Source organism: Luteibacter rhizovicinus (genome assembly GCF_004342265.1).
GTDB classification, from domain to species: Bacteria; Pseudomonadota; Gammaproteobacteria; order Xanthomonadales; family Rhodanobacteraceae; genus Luteibacter; species Luteibacter rhizovicinus_B.
Window position 1 is genome coordinate 59,277 of sequence record NZ_SMCS01000006.1, and the last position, 19,751, is coordinate 79,027.

The following is a 19,751-nucleotide window of genomic DNA, read 5'->3' on the forward strand; positions in this document are numbered from 1 at the left end:
ACTTTGCAACAGGCTCCCCTAAAGAAACAGGTACCGTTGATATGTTCTGGCAGCACATATTCTTTTGTGATGCCCATGCAACGGCGTTATTCCAACCTCTTCGGCGCCAGCGGCAGCCAGGTCAGGCGCCACGCACCGTCGACACGGCCGCCCGTGGCGAAATAGGGCGTAAATGTAAGAGGCGCCCGATAGCCGGGATCCAGTGCGATACGTGGCACCTCTCCGGATGACGCGGGCAACAGAGTCAGCCAGCTATCTCTCGGCCCCGTCGGCAAACGCAGCGTTTCCTCGACCTTGAATCCGTCGATCAGGTCCGTTGCGTAGACCAGAGGACCGCATGTAACAGCGGCATATTCGAAATGCAGCACTTCCTGCCGCACTTCGCTGCCATCGGGCGCACGCGATTCCTGAATATTGCGATTGACGGCACGATGCAACGTCGGCCGCGCAGGGAACCGCGCCACGATCTCGTCGCCGCTGCGCCATTCGCGTTCGATCACGGCGTAGTGAGCAGGAACGATCGCTACGCCGACGTCCTCGTTGTTCACGGTGACTGTTGCGCCTTCCGCCCATGACGGGATGCGCAACTTCACGGAGAAACGAGCCTTGCGCTCTGCTGAAATAGTTAACCGGATGTCGCCGGGATACGGGTATACCGTGTCCTGTGCAACACGCACTTCTCCCGCACCCGCCAACGCGAAGGTCGCCTCGCCAGGTCCGTAGAGATTGATCGTCATGCTGTCGTCGGCTTGCACATAAGCGATGGCGGGCAGCTCTTCCAGCGCCATCGCTCCGCTGGACTTGCAACAACGCCAGTACGTGGTGTGTACGCGCCGTCCGTTGGGAAACACGTAATAGCACCAGTCTTCGCCGTTCGGTGCCTGCGCGCCGAGAAGGTCGTTATAGGCGGAGCGCTCGATTTCTTCGGCGTACTTCGCATCGCCGGTAATCGCCAGCAATTCGCGATTCAACTGAATCCACGCGAGCGTCGAACAGGTTTCGACGTAGCCGTACGGGCTGAACACCCCGGCAGGATTGAAGACTTCGCGCGAACGATGCGCCACCCCACCCCACGGACCACCGCCGAGTGTCAGATGGTACTCGCGGATGTTTTGCCATACGTGATCCACCGCGCGTCGATAGTCATCGTCGCCCGTCGCCTTGTGCAGCTTGGCCAGACCGACCAGGTTCCATGCCAGCTGGTACGCCTTGCCGGTGGCAATGCCGGATGCATCGACGCCAGCCAACGCATGCGTCAGCAGCGCAAGATCGCGATGGCTGTCCGCCTGCCGCAACACCCGTTGCGCAAGGTCCAGATAGCGGCGGTCGCCGGTTGCGAAATACAACTCCACGGCGGGGTCCATCAAGACCGTCGCCGACAGGCCGAAATGATTGCCCAGTTCGGTGATGTCGATCCCGCCCTCGGTCAGCGTGTGCAGACACAGGTCGCCGATGCGGCGTGCGGCATCGAGATAGCCTGGCGCCGGAAAGTGCCGGTGCACTTCCAGCAATCCGATCACCAGATACGCGTGTGTCCAGATATCCCATGTGCGTACGCTCGGCGCACCGTCCCAGGTTCCGGGCTTGGGCGGCTGCGGGCGCATGAAGCGGCGGTCCGGCGCGTAGGTACCCAGATAGCCGTCGGCTTCCTGTGTGGAAACGAGATAGTCCGCCACGCGCAGCACATGCGCGCGCAGGACCGCATCGCCACTTCGGGCGGCCGCTTTCGCGGCGGCATAAAGCCATTTCCCGGCGTGCTCGCCATACCAGTCGCCTTCGCGATTTTCCCGACGCCTTTCCGGTGCGAATATCGCAATCGCCGGACTGTGCTCGTCGATGACGAAATGCGAGAGCCGGCCGTGCAGATTGGCATCGAGCGCGTCACCGAGAAGGCCGCGCAACTGTATCGTCGGATGCATCAGGCGGCATCCACGACACATCGGAAACCGACGCAGCCCGAGCGATCCTTGGACGGCGCCATCAGAAGATACTTGCCGTGTTCGTCCAGCCGGTACGCCTGCGGGAAGTACCAGTGCGATGTCTGCGGCTGATAGCTGCTGCCGCCGCGAAGAATGGCCGCACGCGTGTGTTCGTCCTCGTACTCGTCGGTCCACTGCCAGACGTTGCCGACCAGATCCAGCAGGCCGAACGGACTGGCCGCCGCCGGATGTGCATCGACATCGTCCGGCGCGCGCAAAGTCCGACCGCGATTCGGTGCCGGCGCCATCGCATCGTTCCACGCGTCGCCCCACGGGTAGCGCCGGCCATCGGTGCCTTGTGCGGCGTATTGCCATTCCCATTCGTGCGGCAGGCGTTTACCCGCCCATTCCGCGTAAGCGCGCGCGTCCTCGATCGACACCCAGGTCACGGGCTTGTTATCCCAGCCCGGCGGGGGCACACCGTCGCGCCAGTCGCGCAGGAAGTTGTGCGCATCGCCGGGACGCCAGCCGCTGGCGTCAAGGAATGCACGGTACTGCGCGTTGGTCACTGGCGTTCGATCGATGAAGTACGCCGGCATGCTCATCCGTCGCCGGTGGCCGCGCCGTGCGCTGCTCTCCCACGGATACTGCACGTCGTTTCCTTCCCACGTCTGCCCCTCGATCTCGACACCGCCGACGACGAAATCGAAGTCGCCCGCGGGAATCGCCACCATACCTTCCGGTGCCGTGGCGGCCGGCGCGGTGCGCGCGATGTCCTTCAGTTGCTGCGGCAGCGATTGCCATTGGTTCGACAACGATTTCAGTGGAACCGATGCCAGCTTGCGCATGTTGGCGAGGAAGGCGTCCAGACCCTCGATGTCGACACCTTCGGCCACGGCCAGCAACGCACCGAACCCACGCCCTTCCATCGCGAAATCGAATACGGCGCGGCCGTTGTCGTATCGCGGCTGTAAAGGCATGCCGTTCCATGCGTCGTAATAGCGCGTGCTTTCGCGATGCGGTACCGCGATCTGCTCGCCGTCCACGGCGTATTCGTTGCGATTGACCAGCGTCCATAGCGTGAACGCATCGACCGGAAAACGGCTGGCGAACACGCCTGCTTGCAGCGTGTGTTCGTAGGGTCGCCAGTCCATGCTGACCATGGCCGGCGCGAACTGCCGCTCGATGGCGGCGATGCGTCGCAGCGATTCCGCGTCGCGCGGCGTGAGCTGGTTCCAGATGCCCCAGACATTTTCCCAGGCGTTGTAACCGATACCGTTGAAGAAGATGTATTGCAGGTCATGATTGCGGTCGCGGCCCCAACGGTTCTCATAGTTGATCATGTGGCGAGGCTCCAGCCACTTGAACTTCGCGACCGGCGGCACGACCTCGTTCGGTGCTTTCTTGCCCCAGCTCTGCACGTTCCAGATCAGCTGTTCCTCGGCGCTGATGGTGGATTCCGGTTGCAACACGACCGGTCGGCCAACCGCATCGCACGCATCGAAGAACGCGCGAGGCACACCGTTGTAGGTATCGCCGTTGATGCCGTCCGCGCCAACCGCCTTGACCAGCTGCGCCATGGTCTGCCAGTCGTTCAGTCCGGCTTCGCGCGTGCCGTTGTCCCAGGGCATGGTGGGCAGGAAGACGCGTACGCCGCGACGGTGAAAATCGTCGACGGCACCGCGCAGGCCGTCGAGGCCATCCGGCAGGTCGTACGCCAGATCGGTCTTGTTGCGGTCGTCGATACCGATGTTGGGATAAACGAACCAGATCAGCACGCTGTCGATGCCGCCGAAGCGCGCTTCCAGATCGTCGAGATAGCGGTCGACCGTATATCGCCCGGCCACCGGATCGTAGAAGTAGCGATCCTCCACCATCATCTGCGCATGCACGAAGTTGCGCTGCGCCCATTGCAGTTCCGGGCGACGGTAGTTCGCATCGTCGTAGCCGATACGCGTGAGATGTTCGCGCCGCCAGTCGGTCAGCTCGGCGACCCAGTCGTCGACGGTGCCGTCGACGTCCATCTTCCAGTGCCCGATCTCGGCGAACGGCCAGCCCGGTGCTTTGCCTGGCGTGGGCAGGTAGCGGCCGGTGGTGACATGCGAGAACTTGTATTCGGTCTTCACTCGCGGCGCGTTCGCGTCGTCCGTGGATGCCGCATCGCTGGGAAGGTCGGAACGGTTGGTCATGGTATGCGTCGGACTCGGAAGGTATCGGGGTCAGGCGAAGCTGCAATAGATGGCAAGGTCTTCGGTGGTGGCATCCGGACTATCGGCCGCGAGCAGACGTTCGACTTCGTCGTGCGCGGGCACCCCAGCTTGCGCGCCCAGCCGCGTGCAGGCCAGTGCGGAGGCGGCGCCGGCACGACGCAGCGCCTGCCCGAAGGCCAGACCGCGACTGAGTGCGGCGACCAGTGTGCCGCAGAACGTGTCGCCCGCGCCGGTCGTGTCCACAGGCTGCACGGCAAACGCGGCTTGAAGAAATCGCTGCTTGCCCATGCGTGCGCAACATCCGCGCGCACCCAGTGTGACCACCAGACAGGCGACGTCGAGCCTGTCCATGCCCGTGGCGATATCCTCCACTCCGGTCAACGTGGCCAGCTCGTTTTCATTGACGATGAGTATGTCGACATCCGCCAGCAGACTCGCGGGCAATGTCCGCGCCGGGGCAGCGTTGAGCACGACGGCGACACCGGCGGCACGTGCCGCACGCGCCCATGCCTCGACGCTCGCCAATGGCGTTTCCAGTTGCAGCAGTACGTGCGTAACGCCCGCGAGCGGCGGCAGGTGTCCGGGCTCAAGCAGGCTGTTGGCGCCGGGGGCGACCGTAATCGCATTCTCGGCGGTATCCGATAGACAGACGAAGGCGACGCCCGTCGGCTGGCCGTGCGCGCGCATTATGTCGAGTTCGACGCCCGCGTCGCGCAGCGATGCTTCGATCGGTACAGCGAAAGTGTCGTCGCCCAACGCCAGCAACATGCGTGTGACGGCGCCGCCTGCCCGCGCGCTGGCCACGGCCTGATTGGCGCCCTTGCCTCCGGGCATGGTTTCGAACGCGTGGCCCAGCACCGTTTCGCCCGGCGCGGGTACGTGGGATGCACGAACCACGAAATCCAGATTGGCCGAACCGGCCACCAATACGGTGCCCGTACGCGGTGTCGTCATCGCAAAAGCGCCTGATAAACAAGATTGTAGAAATTGCGGCTGATGCGCGGCAGATCCTTGGGGACGTCGTCGCGCGGCAGGTGCTGCAACATGAGAATGGCCACCAGATGCTCTTTCGGGTCGATGGTGTAATAGGTCGACGCCGCGCCGGTCCAGCCGTACTGCCCCAGCGAACCGAGCTGGCCGCGCTTCGCCACATCGATCACCACGTAACCGCCGATACCGAAACCTTCGGCGTCGCTGAACTGGGTCACGGGAGGATTCAGCATCGTGAGGTGGTTCTGCATCATCAGTTCCACCGTCTTCCGCCCCAGCAGGGTCTGCCCATCCAGCGTGCCGCCATTGAGAAGCATCTGCGCGAAACGCGCATAGTCGCCCGCGGTCGAGTACAGCCCGCCGGCACCGCTGGTATAGGCATTGAGCGGTTCGCCCGGATGCGCGGCGCTTGCGCCATCCGCAATCGTCAGTTTTCCGTTCTTGTCCATGGTGGTGATGTCGACCACGCGCATACGCTGCGACACCGGTACGCTGAAGTCCGTGTCGGGCATCCGCAGCGGATCGAAGATGCGCTGCCGCAGGAACGCTTCGAACGATTCCCCCGATGCCACCTCGACCACACGCGCCAGCAGTTCCGTCGACGCACCGTCGTAACCGAAGCGCGTGCCGGGATCGGCGGCGAGCGGAACACGACTCATGCGTTCGGCGAAGCCGCGCAGGTCGGAAGCGCCGTGCGGATCGGTACGCTCCATCAGCTTGACCGCTTCTTCGTCGCCCTTGAGGCTGGCCGGATAGCCCGCGGTGTGCGTCAGCAGCGCGTGGATGGTGATCGGCCTGGCGGCTGGTCGCAGTCGCGGTGCATCGGCATTCCCACCGGCGAAGACCTGCGGCGTCGAAAATCCTGGCAGGTAGCGCGATACCGGATCTTCGAGCGTGATCTTGCCTTCTTCCACCAGCATCATCACCGCGACCGACGTCACCGTCTTGGTCATGGAATAGATGCGGAAGATCGTGTCCTTGCGCATGGCGTCGTGGCGCGCGATGTCGCGATACCCATATGCCTGCCAGTCGACGATCCTGCCGTTGCGCATCACCAGCGACACGCCGCCAGGATACCCTTCGGCATCCGTGGCCTTGCGCATGTACTCATGCAACCGCTGAAGACGCACGGCCGACAGGCCCTGCGATTCGGGAGTGGCTTCCGGCAGCACCGCAGCCTCCGTCATCCGCGCCGATGCGAGGCATAGCAGGATGACCGCTACCGCGCCGGTCCAGTCCCTGCCTCTGCGAAATCCGATCATCGATGGTTCCTTGTCACCGATCCGGCGCCCCGGGTAGCGGGCGCCGGATCGGTCGTCCGTCACGCCCGGATCACAACGTGATCGAATACGTCAGCGAAGTCACGCGGCCACGACCGGCCCAATAGTTCTGGTAGCCGGCGAGCTGCGACCAGCTGAGGATGTACTGCTTGTCCAGCAGGTTCTCGACGCCGAGCGACAGCTTGCCATGTTGCTGCATGTCGTAGTTCACGCCCAGATCGAACAGCGTGTAGCCATGGGTCTGTTCTTCGTAGCTGAACTTCGCGCCGTCGTAGGCCCGCACGTCGTTGCCGGAGATGTGACGATTGAACAGCGTGGTGGAGCCCAGCGTAGCGTCGGCATTGGGCAGGAATTTCCAGGTGACCGACGCGGCGAACTTGTCCGGATTGATGTCCAGCACGCCCATCGGCTTGTTCAGCCCGCCCGAGCCATAACGACCCGCCGGATCGGCCGACCAGAACGCCGTCTTGCCGCGAATGCGCGAGTACAGTCCGGTGACTTTCCACTGGTCGTCGAAACGCCATTCGCCGGTCAGCTCGGTGCCCTCGATACGCACGGGTGCGCGCGATAGGATGAAGTCGCTGGTGTGCGGGTCGATAGCCAGCGACGCACCGAACGGCGACTTGGAAATGTAGTGCGTCGCGCCGAAGGCACCGTGCTGGCCGCGCCAGTTGAAGCCGATTTCGTTGTTCTTGAAGATGATCGCATTGAGATCCCTGATGCGATCGACGGATTGTCCGGGCACGTTGATGTTACGCAGCGGAATACCGATGTTCGGCAGGGTGAAGCCTTCGCTGTATGAGCCGAACAGCGACCACTCGTCCGTGATGCGCCAGATCGCGCCGGCATTCTTCAGGTTTTCTTTGTACTTCACGCCACCGCCCTGAACGAAGACGCGATTGCGGTAGTAAGTCGTGGTGTAACTCTTGACGTCCAGCTTGTCGTCTTCGCGACGGTACCCGCCACTGAAGGTCAACGGCCCGATATCCCAGGACAACTGGGCATACGGTGCGACGCCCTTGTAGTTCATCGGCGGCACCCACAGACGATTGGTCAGCGCCAGCCGCTGCTGGGCCTCGTCCTTGGTCACGTCGACGCCCGTATGCAGTTCCAGCCCGGTGATGTTGAAGATATCCGGCCGTGTCCACGACGTGCGGATGCCCTTTTTATGCGAGGTAATTTCCGACTGGTCGAACAACGTGTTCAGGGGCGCGATCAACGGGTCCTGCTTGTCTTCCGTGTTCTCCGGCAGGTAACGCATCGCCTGGTCGGCCTTGTAGATATTGATATCCAGCGAGCCGCCGAAGAACTTGTTGTTCGTGTACTGCACGTTGTATTGCTTGAAGTCGTTGAACGCGTCCTTGGAGCCGAAGATCTGTCCCTTCTCGGAGGTATTGGTATGCGGCACGGCGCACGGAGGATCGTCGGTCGGCCCGCGACAGCCAATCACCTGGATGTAGTTGCCCTTGCCGGTGATCTTGAAGCGGCTATAGGTCGCCTGCAGGCGCTGGTCGTTGTTCTCGCCGAAATTGAAACCCGCCTTGAGGAACAGGTTCTTCGACGTGGAATCGGCCAGCGAACCGCTGGTATTCATGCCAATGCGGCGGCCGTTTCCGTCGTAGGAAATGCCGCGATCGATATACGACGCCGCGGCCAGCACATCGTATGACTCCTGCTTGCGCGCGAAGGTCACGCCCGTTTTCCAGCCGCCGCTGTCGCTATAGCCCTGGGTCTGGTAGCGCGTGGTGATCGTGGTTTCGTTGCCTTCCTTGGTCGGCACCTTGGAAATGTAGTTGATGATGCCGCCCGCGGCGCCGATACCTTCGGATGCGGATGGACCGTTGATTACCTCGACGCGACCGATCACGCCCATATCGGTGAACGTGCCGTTGCGCGTACCTTCGCGCAACGGCGAGCCCTGCGGGATACCGTCGAACAAGCGCAGCGGGATGCGTCCGCGCAGCGTTTCGCCAGTGTTGCTCATCGCCTGCGACGATTCGGCATAGCCCGGAACGGTCCGCGCCAGTACGGCCGTCGCATCCTCGGTTACCAGCAACGTATGCTGGATCTCTTCCTTGGACACCACCGTGATCGCACCGGGGATCTCGTCGATCGCCTTCGGGGTGCGCGTACCCGTCACGATGACCTGTTCCAGGTTGACCGCGGCCTTCTCTTTTTTCTTGGCGTCCTTCGATGTATCGGGGTTGGTATCGCTGGCGGGCGTGGCGCTTTGCGCATGCACGCTGTCCCCGATGACGGAGATCAGCAGGATGCTGCTGATCGCTACGAATAGTGGCTTTCTCATGTGGTGTCCGAATGGTGTGCTGATGGCTGCGGGTTGGCCAGATGGCCAGCCCGGCGCGTCGCGTGCGATGCGCTAGGGACGATGTGCTGCGTCTTTGTCTGGCGGCGCCCTCCCCGGCGTCCCAACAACCCTGTGCTATTTCACGAGTGAGCGTATGCGCTTCACCCTCCGCATAGAACCGATGCGGACTATGTTCAGAGACTAGTTTTTGTTGCTTACGAACGAAGCAAAAGTTTGTCGCGATGCAGCATTGTTGTCGTGCATTCGCGATAGTGCGCGGACGTCAGCGCGACTTCGCTTGCATGGCCTGCATGGCTTTTCGGCTTTCCTGAAGCAGTACCGTCACCAGCCGGACGCGTACGCTGGAACGCGACCACACGATGCCGATACGACGCGGTACCGCAGCATCGGGAAGTGGAATGCGCGCCAGCTGCAATCCTTCCGGCCAGGGTCGCGCCCAATCCGGCACCAACGACACGCCCAGTCCGCGGTCGACCATCACGGCGATCGCGTTGAGTGCGTTCAGTTCGAAGCGCTCGTGCGGAACGATGCCGCGAGCGTGCAGGTACTCGTCGGCCTGACGGCCGCCCCATTGATTGCGGTCGTAGCGGATCAGCGGTTGTGTCGCGAGCAGTTCGTGCGGATCCCGGTCGGCCATGCTTTTCGGCGCGAGCACGATCAGCGGCTCTTCGCGCAACAACTGCCATTCGCAGGTTTTGGGCAACGGAAAGGGTGCCTGCAACACCACCGCCGCATCAAGGTCGCCGGTCTCCACCGCGCGGTAGAGGTCTACCGAGTAGCCAGGCTTGATGAAGACGTTGATCTGCGGAAAGGTCGCGACCATGCGAGCGAGTACGTCGGGCAACATGCCGGCCAGTGCGGTCGGACAGGCGCCGAGGCGCAGTTCGCCGGAGACCCCGCTTTCGTTGGCGACGCTGCGCAGGTCGGCCACGTTGCGCAGCAAGTCGCGCGAGCGAGCCAGGATGCGCGAGCCTTCCTCGGTCACGCTGACGGTACGGCCGACGCGTGCGATCAGGGTGGCGCCGATCTCGCGCTCCAGCGTCCTGATCTGCTGCGCCACGGCCGCCGGCGTGATGTTCAGCACGCGTGCCGCGGCCGCCATGGAGCCCTGGTCGACGATGGTGATGAAGGTATTGAGGAACTGGGTTTCCACGGCGACTCGCTTGACGTGTGAAGCAGGCTACACGAGGCCGGAGCAGCCTGCCATGGCCGTTGGTAAGGGTGACATCCGGGCGGATTCCGGCGCGCACTGGAACGCGGGATGCCTCCGCACCTTAAAGGTGCCTCGCGACTTCATCGCCCTCACCGTCACCCCGGCGCACGCCGGGGTCCGCAGCGACCACGTAGGGCGAGCCCAAACACCGACGATCCGACGCGAAAGCGCCGAACGCGGCCGCGACGACCGCACGCCTCGACGCGGGTTCCGGCGTACGCCGGAACGACGATGGGGAGGATCGGGCAGCAATAATGCATGCGGTGCTACTCCTCCACATCCGCATAAATAGTCAGACCCTTCAGCGAACGCGTCGGCGCCGGGAAGAACAGGCTCGCCACGTAGCCGATCACGATGCACAGAAGGATTGAAATCGCGAGATAGAAGTACGGGTGAACCAGATGGAACGTCCATGCGATCAAGGTCAGACAGATGCTGGACGCGATACCGATGGCCACACCCGGTGCGTTGGCACGGCGCGTAAACATGCCAAGGGTATAAGCACCGGCAAAGCCGCCACCCAGCAGACCGGCAAGCTCGATCGACACGTCGAACAACGAATGCACGTCGAAACGCGACAGCAATAGCGCTGCACCGATACCGATCAACCCCACCACTACAGTCATCATCTCGGCGAAGAACACACTCTTCTTCTGCGAGGGGTCCTTGACCAGCTTGTCGTAGAAGTCCACGGAAATCAGCGTCGCGACACTATTCATGATGCCGGACAACGTGGCCATCGCCGCAGCGAAAATGCCGGCGACGATCAACCCGGTTACACCCATCGGCAATTCGGCGGCAATGAACAGCGGGAACGTCGCGTCGATGGGCAGCAACGGATTCATGCGTTCCGGGTGTGCCTTATAGAACACGAACAGCGCGGTGCCGATCAGGTAGAACACGAAGCCACCCGGAATCATGATCGCCGCGAACGCCCAGATCGAACGCCCGGCTTCCTTGTCCGACTTGGTCGACAAGGTGCGCTGCATCAGCACCTGATCCTTGGGGAAAGTGAGCACCACGTCGAACAGCACCAGGAAGAGGAAGCCCCAGACGGTGGCCTTCGTCAGATCGAAACTGAAGTCGAACACGTGCATCTTATTCTCGGCCATCGCCGTGGCCATGAACTCGCCCACGCCGCCATGCAGGCTCCACACGATGAAGCCGATGGCGAAGATCGCCCCGCCCATCTTGACGATCACCTGCACGAAATCGGTCCAGATTACCGCCTTCATCCCGCCCATCGCGGTATAGATGATGGTGAAGCCGCCCATCAGGATCACGCTCCAGGTGACGCTGATGCCGGTAATGGTGGCGATCGCCAGCGCCGGCAGGAACAGGATTACGCTCATGCGGCTGCCGATCTGGGTAAGGATGCACAGCGCGCTGGCTAGCATCCGGATCGCGGGATGGAAGCGCGTTTCCAGATACGAGAACACCGACATCAGATCGAGTCTGCGCAACAGCGGCACGATCCATACCGCGACGAACATCAGTCCGAACACGGCGATCAGGTTGTTGGTGAGGTATTGCCAGTTGCTTTCGAATGCCTTGGCCGGAATAGCGATGAAGCTGATGGAGCTGGTGTTGGCGGCGTAGAGACTGACGCCCGCGGCCCAGAAGGGGATGCTGCGGCCACCGACGAAAAAGCTCGACGTGGAACCGCGCTTCTCGCGCAGGTAGAAATACAGCCCGATGCCGATCATCGCCGACAGGTAGACGACGATCACGATCCAGTCCAGCCACCTCAGCAGCAACTTGCTGGACTGCACCTGCGCGGACGCGAACTCGATGCGCTTGCCATCCGCGTTGGGCGCCGCCCATAGCAAGCCGTCCTGCCATGATGCCGACGCCAGAGGATTTCCGATGGATACGCCGGGCAGCGTCGCCCACGACCCGGTAATGGTCTGGAAGGTCATCGCGCGCACCGGTGCGTTCGCCGCATCGCGCACGAGATACAGCACGTGCGCCTGCCCCATCGCCCGGCCGGTACCGGGAACCACGACGCCCGGTACCACGCCACGCGCCACCCAACCGGTGCTGGCGGACCAGCGCCATAGCCGCTCGTGGCCATCGGTCGCATCGGGCACCGTCGCGAACACGCCGGCGGTCTGTACCACCAGCGATGTCGCCGGCACCGCCTGAGGCCATCCATCGACCGTCGACCAGGTCGGACGTTCGGCATCCAGCATCATCTGCAGCAACTGGATTTTCGATCCGGATTGCCCGGTGAGATAGATAACGTTTCCACTCAACGCGCCCTGCACCGCCGATAGCGGCACCGGCAACGGAGGCAGCGGCTGCAACGACAGTTCGCTACCGGCAAGCTGGACTCTGGCCACGCTGGCGATGGCACCGGATCGCGACGCGCCGATGAGTGCATAGGTCCGCTTGCCATCGCCGAACAGTGCGGCGATGTCGCCAGGCGCCGTGCCGGACTTCCATGCGATGGGCCGCCACGCGTTGCCCTTATCGTCCAGGCGCCATGCCGTGTTTTCCAGTATCGCGACCGCTTGTCCGTCGATGGCCGCGATGCCATCGATCCGGCCAGTGGCTTCGATCGCAGGCAACGCGACGCTGCGCATAGGGGTCAGGCTATCGGCGGCAGCCGGTGCGACGACCAGTGCCATGCAGATGGCGGCAAGCCATCGCAGGCCATGCCGGGAGAAGGTCGGGCGGATCGTTTTCCGAGGATCGACTTGCATGATGCTCCGCGACGAAAATGTCATTCCGCCGCTGCCACGATCGCCTGGGCGCGCTTGAGGAACGGCAAGTCGATCATCTTGCCGTCGACCACGAAGGCGCCACGACCGGCATCTTTCGCTTCGCGTGCCGCGGCGACGATCCGCTGTGCCGTCGCAATCTCGGTGTCCGAAGGCGCGAACGCCGCGTTGGCCAGCGCCACCTGCGAAGGATGGATGCAGCTTTTTCCGATGTAACCCAGCCTGCGCGCCATCTGTGCCTCCGCCGTGAATCCGGCTGTGTCGTCGAGATCGGCAAAGGCGCCGTCGATAGCAAAGATATCCGCCTGTGCCGCCGCCATCCTGACCGCGAACATCGCGGCGTGCACGCTGGCACTGTCGCGCCGGTCGATGGCATTCGGCTCGAACAGGTCGCCCAGCCCCAGCTGCAACCCGGCAACGCGTGGATGCGCGGATGCCAGCGAGGCGGCGCGGGCGAGCGCCCTGGGCGTCTCGACATTGATCAGAAGACGGATAGGTGTCGTGACGCCGTTGGCCACCTCGGCGTATTCCAGCACATCGATTGCGCGGAGCAATGCCGCCACCGACTCGATCTTGGGCAGGTTGAGCAAGGTGACGCCATCGCGCGCCATCGCACGCACGTCGTCTTCGAAGTACGGCGTCTTCGGTGCATTGACGCGGACGATGATGACCTTGGCGGCAGTGCGCACCGCGTCTCTTGTCACGAATTCGGCGACCTGCTGCCGCGCTTCGCTCTTGAGTTCGGGAACGACCGAATCCTCCAGATCGAAGGAGAGAGCATCGGCCTGGCCGGCAAGCGCCTTCGCGAACAATTCCGGCCGCGCCCCCGGCACGAACAGCTTGCTACGCATAGAGTCGCCTGTCGGATGTTGTCCTTGTCATGAGCCGCAGTGTGCGGCAAGACACCATGCGGATCGACTACGGGTGGCATGTTCAATAGATAGTTTTTCTATTGATTGGGCAGCGGGCGCAGGAACGACGGTGAGGGGGCGTGGTGCCACGACTTAACCCACGGTCAGCTACCTATCTGAGCGATGCCATGTCGATGACGAACCGATAACGGACATCGCTCTTCTGCACGCGCTCGTAAGCCTCCTCAAGCTGGTCGATATCGATCAGCTCGATCTCGGAAACGATGTTGTGCTGGCTACAGAATTCCAGCATCTCCTGCGTTTCCTTGATGGAACCGATCATGGACCCCGCCAGCGTGCGACGCTGCGGCACGATTGCGAACGCACTGACTGGGACAGGCTCTGCCGGCGCACCCAGCAGCACCAGTGCGCCATCGATCGCCAGCAATCCGAGATAGGCGTTCCAGTCCATCGCGGCGGAAACGGTGCTGACGATGAGGTCGAATGTGCCGGCGAGCGTTTCGAAGGTCGTCGAATCGGCGGTCGCGAAGTAATGATCCGCCCCCAGCCGAAGCCCATCCTCCTGCTTGGCAAGCGTCTGGCTCAGCACCGTGACCTCGGCGCCCATGGCATGGGCGAGCTTGACGCCGATGTGCCCCAGACCGCCCATGCCAACGATGGCCACGCGCTTGCCGGGACCGGCTTTCCAATGGCGCAGTGGCGAGTAAAGCGTGATACCGGCGCATAGCAGCGGTGCCGTCGCGTCGAGCGGGAGGTTGTCGGGAATGGACAGGACATAGCCTTCCTTCACGACGATGTGGTCGGAATAGCCGCCGTAGGTCGGCAGGTCGCTGCCGGGTTCGATGGCGTTGTACGTCCCGATCAGACCCGGCCGGTATTGCTCCAGTTCGCGATCGCGTTCGGCACATGCGGTACACGAATCCACGAATACGCCCACGCCGACGCGATCCCCGACCTTGAACCGCGTAACGCTGCCACCGACGGCGGAAACGATGCCCGTGATCTCATGCCCGGGAACCATGGGATAAATGGCGTTGCCCCAGTCGTTCGCGGCCAGATGGATATCGGTGTGGCATACGCCGCAGTACTTGATGTCGACCACGACATCGTCCTCGCGTGGCGCGCGGCGTTCGATCGTGAAGGGGCGCGGAGGCATCCGCGCCGCGGATACCGCATAGGCTTTGGCCGTTGTCATCTTGGGTTCGCTCCGGGGTGTCATGGACTGGGCTGAGAGCCTGATCCCCGCAACACAAACACCGTTATCCGCATCCTCCATGTTTCATGCACGATCCTGCAAACGGGCGAATTCCCGGTATGCCGCCGTGGCAAACCGGATACGATGGAGCCGGCGAATAAATCGCTCTATAGCAGGTAAATGTGGATGAATCCCCAGTCCGGGCCATTTCTGGAAATCGCTTCCATCATTGCCCGTTATGCCACGGACGAAACTTATACGGGCACGGCTATCGGCTCGCTTTTCTTCAGCCGCCGTTCGTCGCCAAGCCAGTGCCTGCACGTGGCGCAGTCGCCCTGTTTCGCGCTGGTTGTCCAGGGCCAGAAAAGCATCACGCTGGGTCACGAGACCTATCGCTACGGCGTGGGCGATTTCCTGTTGGTGTCGCTCGAACTACCGGTGGTATCGCAGGTCACGCAGGCCAGCGAGGACGAGCCGCATATGGGTCTGGGCATGTCCATCGACAGCAACGCGCTGGCTGACCTGATGAGCCGGATAAGCATCCCCCATCGCGCGCTTGCCGCCACCGACAGACTCGGTGTCGCGGTGAATATCGCGTCGCCCGGACTGCTGGATGCCACGCTGCGATTGCTCCGGCTGCTCGACAGACTGGAAGACATTCCCGCGCTCGCGCCGTTGGCGGAGCAGGAAATCCTCTACCACTTGCTGACCGGTCCGTGCGGTGCGCAACTGATCCAGATCGCCGTGGCCGACAGCCCGGGCAACCGCATCGCCAGAAGTATCGCGTGGCTTCGCGACCATTTTCGCGAACCCCTGCGGGTGGACGAGCTGGCCGAACGCGTGGGCATGAGCGTGTCGTCGCTCCATCACCATTTCAAAGCCGTCACGGCGATGACGCCCATGCAGTATCAGAAGCAGCTCCGGATGCACGAGGCGAGACGGCTGATGCTTCTGGAAAAGCTCGATGTCGGAACGGCCGGCTATCGCGTGGGCTATCAGAGCACGTCGCAGTTCAGTCGCGAATATGGCCGCCTGTATGGCTTGCCGCCGCTACGCGACATCGAGCGCATCCGCGGCCTGGACACACACTGACGCTTACGACGACGCAGGTCGTGCCAAAGCCCGTGCGTCCGCGATCGCGATCAGCAGCTCGGAAAGATCGAACGGTTTGAGCAGGATGCGCGCACGCTCGGGAACGAACGCGTGATCCGTATGCCCATCGCTGGTGACTGCCACGATGGCCATATCCGGATGAGCCGAACTGACTTCGGTGGCGAACGAGAACGGCGTGCTGTCGCCGTGCAGATGGCCGTGCGAAATCAGTACATGGACATGATCGTGGTTCACCATGCGCTGCGCGATGCCGCGACTCATGGCCTGGAGCGTGCGATAGCCATTGGCCGCCAGCGCCACCGCGATCGACTCGACGATCAGCGGCTCGGGATCCACGATAAGAATCGTTGCTGCGCTGGGTTCGCTCATGCTCTTTCCGTAACTGGCCGTGCCGGCGCAACTTTGCCAAGCATATGACTTCTTCGAAAACGGAAGGGAAATATATCCCATCTCCCCTTATTCTTTGCCGCAACGCCGCATGTAAACGTTTTCATGCGAGGCTATGATCCGCCCCTTGCCCCCAGGACTGGACGCTTCATGCCCTTGCCTTGTCTCCGCGGCGCCCTGCCCGCATCGCTTCGCACCTCGCTTTTCCTGAGTGCGCTCCTGATCGGCTCCCACGCCATGGCCTCGGACAGGGACTTCCCGGCGCGATCCCAATGGCGGGCGTCCAGCTCGTCGCAACAGGTGCCCGCCCTTGCGCCGGAACACGCGATCGATGGCGACCTGACGACCCGCTGGGGCGGCGCCTTCAGCGCGGGACAATGGTTCCAGGTGGACCTGGGCAAGGTGACACTGGTCGGCGGCGTGATCATTCACTGGGACAGTGGCTTCGCGGCGTCGTACGACATCGAAACGTCGACGGACGGTCGCGACTGGCACAAGGCCTATGCCACGACGGATAGCATCGGCGGGACGGAATATCTGTTCTTCCCCGACGTTTCCGCGCGCTATGTGCGCCTGGCAAGCGTGCCGCGCACGGCCGACTGGGGCGTATCGGTTTTCGAATTCGAGCCGTTGGCCGCGAGCGATGCCGCGAAAATCAGCGGGCTTTCGGGCAAGGGCGCGCAGGCGGCGCTATGGAGCGCCGGCTCGCCACAAGTCGTCGGCGCGAAGGGAAAGCAGAAGGACACGCGCGAACTGCACGTGGCGTTGCCACGTCCCCTGCCCATCGCCGGCCTGGATGTCGCATGGGCGGGACCGCACCGCGACGCACGCCTGGAAGCACGCGACACCGCCGGCGTCTGGCACGAACTGGCATCCGATCCCGGCGCCGTCGGCACGTCGTCGTATCTGGCCGCGCGCGAACCGGTGACGGCCACCGAGCTGCGCCTGACCGCCGGCCAGGTCGACGGTGCGCCGCTTTCGGTCCAGCGACTGACATTGCTCGCTCCGCCGCGCGTCATGACGCCGATGAAGCGATACCAGATCGCCGCCGCACGCGCGCATGCGGAACTCTTCCCGTCGTCGCTGCACATGCAGCAGGTTTACTGGACGGTGGTGGGCGTACCTGCCGGCATGCAGAAGTCGATCTTCGACGAATACGGCGACATCGAGGCATTCAAGGGTGCGCCGATGGTGCAGGCCGTGTGGCGCGACGCGTCGGGCCATGCCGCCGTGGCGGACGGCAGCGAGCGCAAACATGCCCTGCGCGAAGGCTGGATGCCCATGCCGACCGTGGGCTGGACGGCGCAGCCGGGCCTTGCCGTACAAAGCGAATCCTTTGCCGTGGAACAGAACGGCCAGCCGGTGACGCTGGTTCGCCATCGACTGACGAATACCGGCACGCAAGCTGTCGATGGCACGGTTTCGCTCGTTGTCCGGCCGATGCAGGTCAATCCACCGTGGCAGAACGGCGGTCCGTCGCCGATCCACGACATCGCTGTCGAAGGTACGAACGCCCAGACGGACGTCCGCGTGAACGGTCGCCTGCTGTTCCAGTCGCTGACGCCGGTCGACACCCGCGGCGCGGCACCGTTCGGCGCGCACGGCGAATCCGAAATCACGGCGAGCGTGGCGGCCGGCACGCTGCCCACCGCCACGACGGCACACGACGACGATGGTCTCGCCGCCGCCGCACTGGGTTATCGCGTGCAACTGGCGCCGGGGGCACACAAGGACATCGTCATGGCGATGCCGCTCGGCACCGTGGCCTTCGATCCGAAGGCCACCCGCCTGCCCGACGCGCCGGCGGTCGCCCGCGCGGCGCTGCTCGGCACAGGCAACAATGCGGGGGCGAACTTCGACGTTATCGCGACACGCGTGGCTGCCGACTGGCAGAAGCGTCTCGGCGGCGTCGGCCTTTCCCTGCCCGATCATTCGCTGGTCGACATGCTGCGCGCGCAGGGCGCGTACATGCTGATCAACCAGACGGGACCGGCGATGCAGGCCGGCCCGCGCAACTACAACCGGTCTTTCATTCGCGACGGCGCCGCGACATCGTCGATCCTGCTGCGTCTTGGCGAAACGAAAGCCGCGCGCGACTATCTGCGCTGGTACGCCGACCATGCGGTGCATCCGAATGGCCTGGTCTCGCCGATCCTCAACGCGGACGGCACGGTGAACACTGGCTTCGGTTCGGATATCGAGTACGACAGCCAGGGCGAATTCATCAATCTGGTCGCCGACGTGGCGCGGCTCGACGGTGGCGCATCCACTGTGCGCGACTATCACCAGAAAGTTCGTCTGGCGATGCAGTTCATGCAGGAACTGCGCGAGCGCACGCTGGTACCGGGCTACCTGTCCGGCCGTCCGGCACCGGAGCGTTTCCACGGCATCATCGCCCCATCGATCAGCCATGAGGGTTATTCCAGTCCGACGCATAGCTACTGGGACGACTACTGGGCGTTGAAGGGCTGGCACGACGGCATCTGGCTGGCCGACCAATGGGGCGACAAGGAAATGGCGACCTGGGCACGCGCGCAGTACGCCGCGCTTCGCGAATCGGTCGCCGCGTCCATCCGCGCGACGATGGCGTGGAAGGGATCGGACTTCATCCCCTCCGCCGCCGATCTCGGCGACGGCGACCCGACCGGCGTGTCGATCGCCCTCGATCCCACGGGACAACAGGACCTGCTGCCCGCCGATGCGCTGGAACGTACGTTCACGCGCTATCTCGACGATGTCCGCGCGCGCGAAAAACCCGATTCGCTCTATGCGTACACGCCGTACGAAATGCGCAACATCCTTACCTATGTGCATCTCAACCGGCCGAAGGATGCGAACGAACTTTTCGACAACCTGATGCGCGACCGCCGTCCGCTGGAGTGGCAGGAGTTCGCGGAAGTGGTTCATTCGCGACTTCGCCACCCGGGCTACCTGGGCGACATGCCGCATACGTGGATCGGCTCCGAATACGCACGCGCGCTGTTCGGCATGCTGATGCGCGAGGCCGATGACGGGTTGTATCTGTTGCCCGGCGCGTCGCCGAACTGGCTGGCAGGCGACGGTATCGGCATCGACAAACTCCCGACCGCTTACGGCGCCCTGACGATGACGGCACGACAGCAAGGCGACACGCTTCGCTTGACGCTTGGTACCGGATTGCGCAAGGACGTACCGGTACGCGTGTTCTGGCCGAACCGGCAACGCCCCACGAAGGTTACCGTCGACGGCAGAACCGTGTCGGACTTCGACGTCAATGGCATCGCCCTGAAGAAACCCTTCCGTACGCTGGAAGCCGTTTTTTAAAGAGTGCCTACAGCCAAAGCCATATCTTTTCTGGGAGATTGATGCGATGGATCGACGCACCATTCTCGCTATAGCGGGCTGATTGGCAGCGTTGATTAGCCCTTCACGGCGCACTTGAATGGGTGCCGCTCTCACCGATAGAGAAAGTCGCTGCGAGACTAGGTAGCGACTACCGCGAAAGACAATTTGCGATAGCCGAGCAGGCCCGATAGAACTTATT

Annotated in this window: 12 protein-coding genes; 2 read left to right on the top strand and 10 right to left on the bottom strand. The window is 63.1% G+C overall.

What is annotated here, in order from left to right:
- Positions 1-86 precede the first annotated feature (86 nt).
- The 9 genes from EC912_RS14710 to EC912_RS14750 all read right to left on the bottom strand — a co-directional run bounded on the left by EC912_RS14710 (position 87) and on the right by EC912_RS14750 (position 14,728).
- Complete coding sequence (locus tag EC912_RS14710; protein ID WP_243649302.1) at positions 87-1,919, bottom strand: glycoside hydrolase family 127 protein; 1,833 nt, start codon at positions 1,917-1,919, stop codon at positions 87-89.
- Entirely contained in the window at positions 1,919-4,108 is a 2,190-nt protein-coding gene (locus EC912_RS14715) for a formylglycine-generating enzyme family protein (protein ID WP_132145376.1), read from the bottom strand. Before EC912_RS14715 ends, EC912_RS14710 begins: the two co-directional genes overlap by 1 nt.
- A gap of 30 nt (positions 4,109-4,138) precedes the next feature.
- Complete coding sequence (locus tag EC912_RS14720) at positions 4,139-5,083, bottom strand: ribokinase (RefSeq protein ID WP_132145378.1); 945 nt, start codon at positions 5,081-5,083, stop codon at positions 4,139-4,141.
- Positions 5,080-6,381, bottom strand: coding sequence for a serine hydrolase domain-containing protein (locus EC912_RS14725; RefSeq protein WP_132145380.1), 1,302 nt, complete (start codon positions 6,379-6,381; stop codon positions 5,080-5,082). Before EC912_RS14725 ends, EC912_RS14720 begins: the two co-directional genes overlap by 4 nt.
- 70 nt (positions 6,382-6,451) lie before the next feature.
- Positions 6,452-8,704 carry a TonB-dependent receptor gene (locus tag EC912_RS14730; RefSeq protein ID WP_132145382.1) on the bottom strand — a complete coding sequence of 751 codons (2,253 nt, stop codon included), beginning with the start codon at positions 8,702-8,704 and terminating at the stop codon, positions 6,452-6,454.
- Positions 8,705-8,987: 283 nt separating this feature from the next.
- Positions 8,988-9,878 carry a LysR family transcriptional regulator gene (locus EC912_RS14735; RefSeq protein WP_132145384.1) on the bottom strand — a complete coding sequence of 297 codons (891 nt, stop codon included), beginning with the start codon at positions 9,876-9,878 and terminating at the stop codon, positions 8,988-8,990.
- A gap of 326 nt (positions 9,879-10,204) precedes the next feature.
- Positions 10,205-12,643 carry a sodium:solute symporter gene (locus EC912_RS14740; protein WP_132145386.1) on the bottom strand — a complete coding sequence of 813 codons (2,439 nt, stop codon included), beginning with the start codon at positions 12,641-12,643 and terminating at the stop codon, positions 10,205-10,207.
- 20 nt (positions 12,644-12,663) lie between these two features.
- A complete protein-coding gene (locus EC912_RS14745) occupies positions 12,664-13,512 on the bottom strand; it encodes an HpcH/HpaI aldolase/citrate lyase family protein (RefSeq protein WP_132145388.1) in 849 nt (282 codons plus the stop codon).
- A gap of 172 nt (positions 13,513-13,684) precedes the next feature.
- Positions 13,685-14,728, bottom strand: a complete 1,044-nt coding sequence (locus EC912_RS14750; RefSeq protein WP_132145390.1) for an NAD(P)-dependent alcohol dehydrogenase — start codon at positions 14,726-14,728, stop codon at positions 13,685-13,687.
- Positions 14,729-14,914: 186 nt separating this feature from the next.
- On the opposite strand from EC912_RS14750, the gene EC912_RS14755 reads away from it, so the two are divergent.
- Positions 14,915-15,820, top strand: a complete 906-nt coding sequence (locus EC912_RS14755) for an AraC family transcriptional regulator (RefSeq protein WP_132145392.1) — start codon at positions 14,915-14,917, stop codon at positions 15,818-15,820.
- A 3-nt stretch (positions 15,821-15,823) separates the two neighbouring features.
- Here the strand turns inward: EC912_RS14755 and EC912_RS14760 are convergent, their stop codons facing one another.
- Positions 15,824-16,210, bottom strand: a complete 387-nt coding sequence (locus EC912_RS14760) for a response regulator (RefSeq protein WP_165973621.1) — start codon at positions 16,208-16,210, stop codon at positions 15,824-15,826.
- A 168-nt stretch (positions 16,211-16,378) separates the two neighbouring features.
- Between EC912_RS14760 and EC912_RS14765 the strand changes: the two genes are divergently transcribed.
- Complete coding sequence (locus EC912_RS14765; protein WP_132145396.1) at positions 16,379-19,531, top strand: discoidin domain-containing protein; 3,153 nt, start codon at positions 16,379-16,381, stop codon at positions 19,529-19,531.
- Positions 19,532-19,751: the final 220 nt, after the last annotated feature.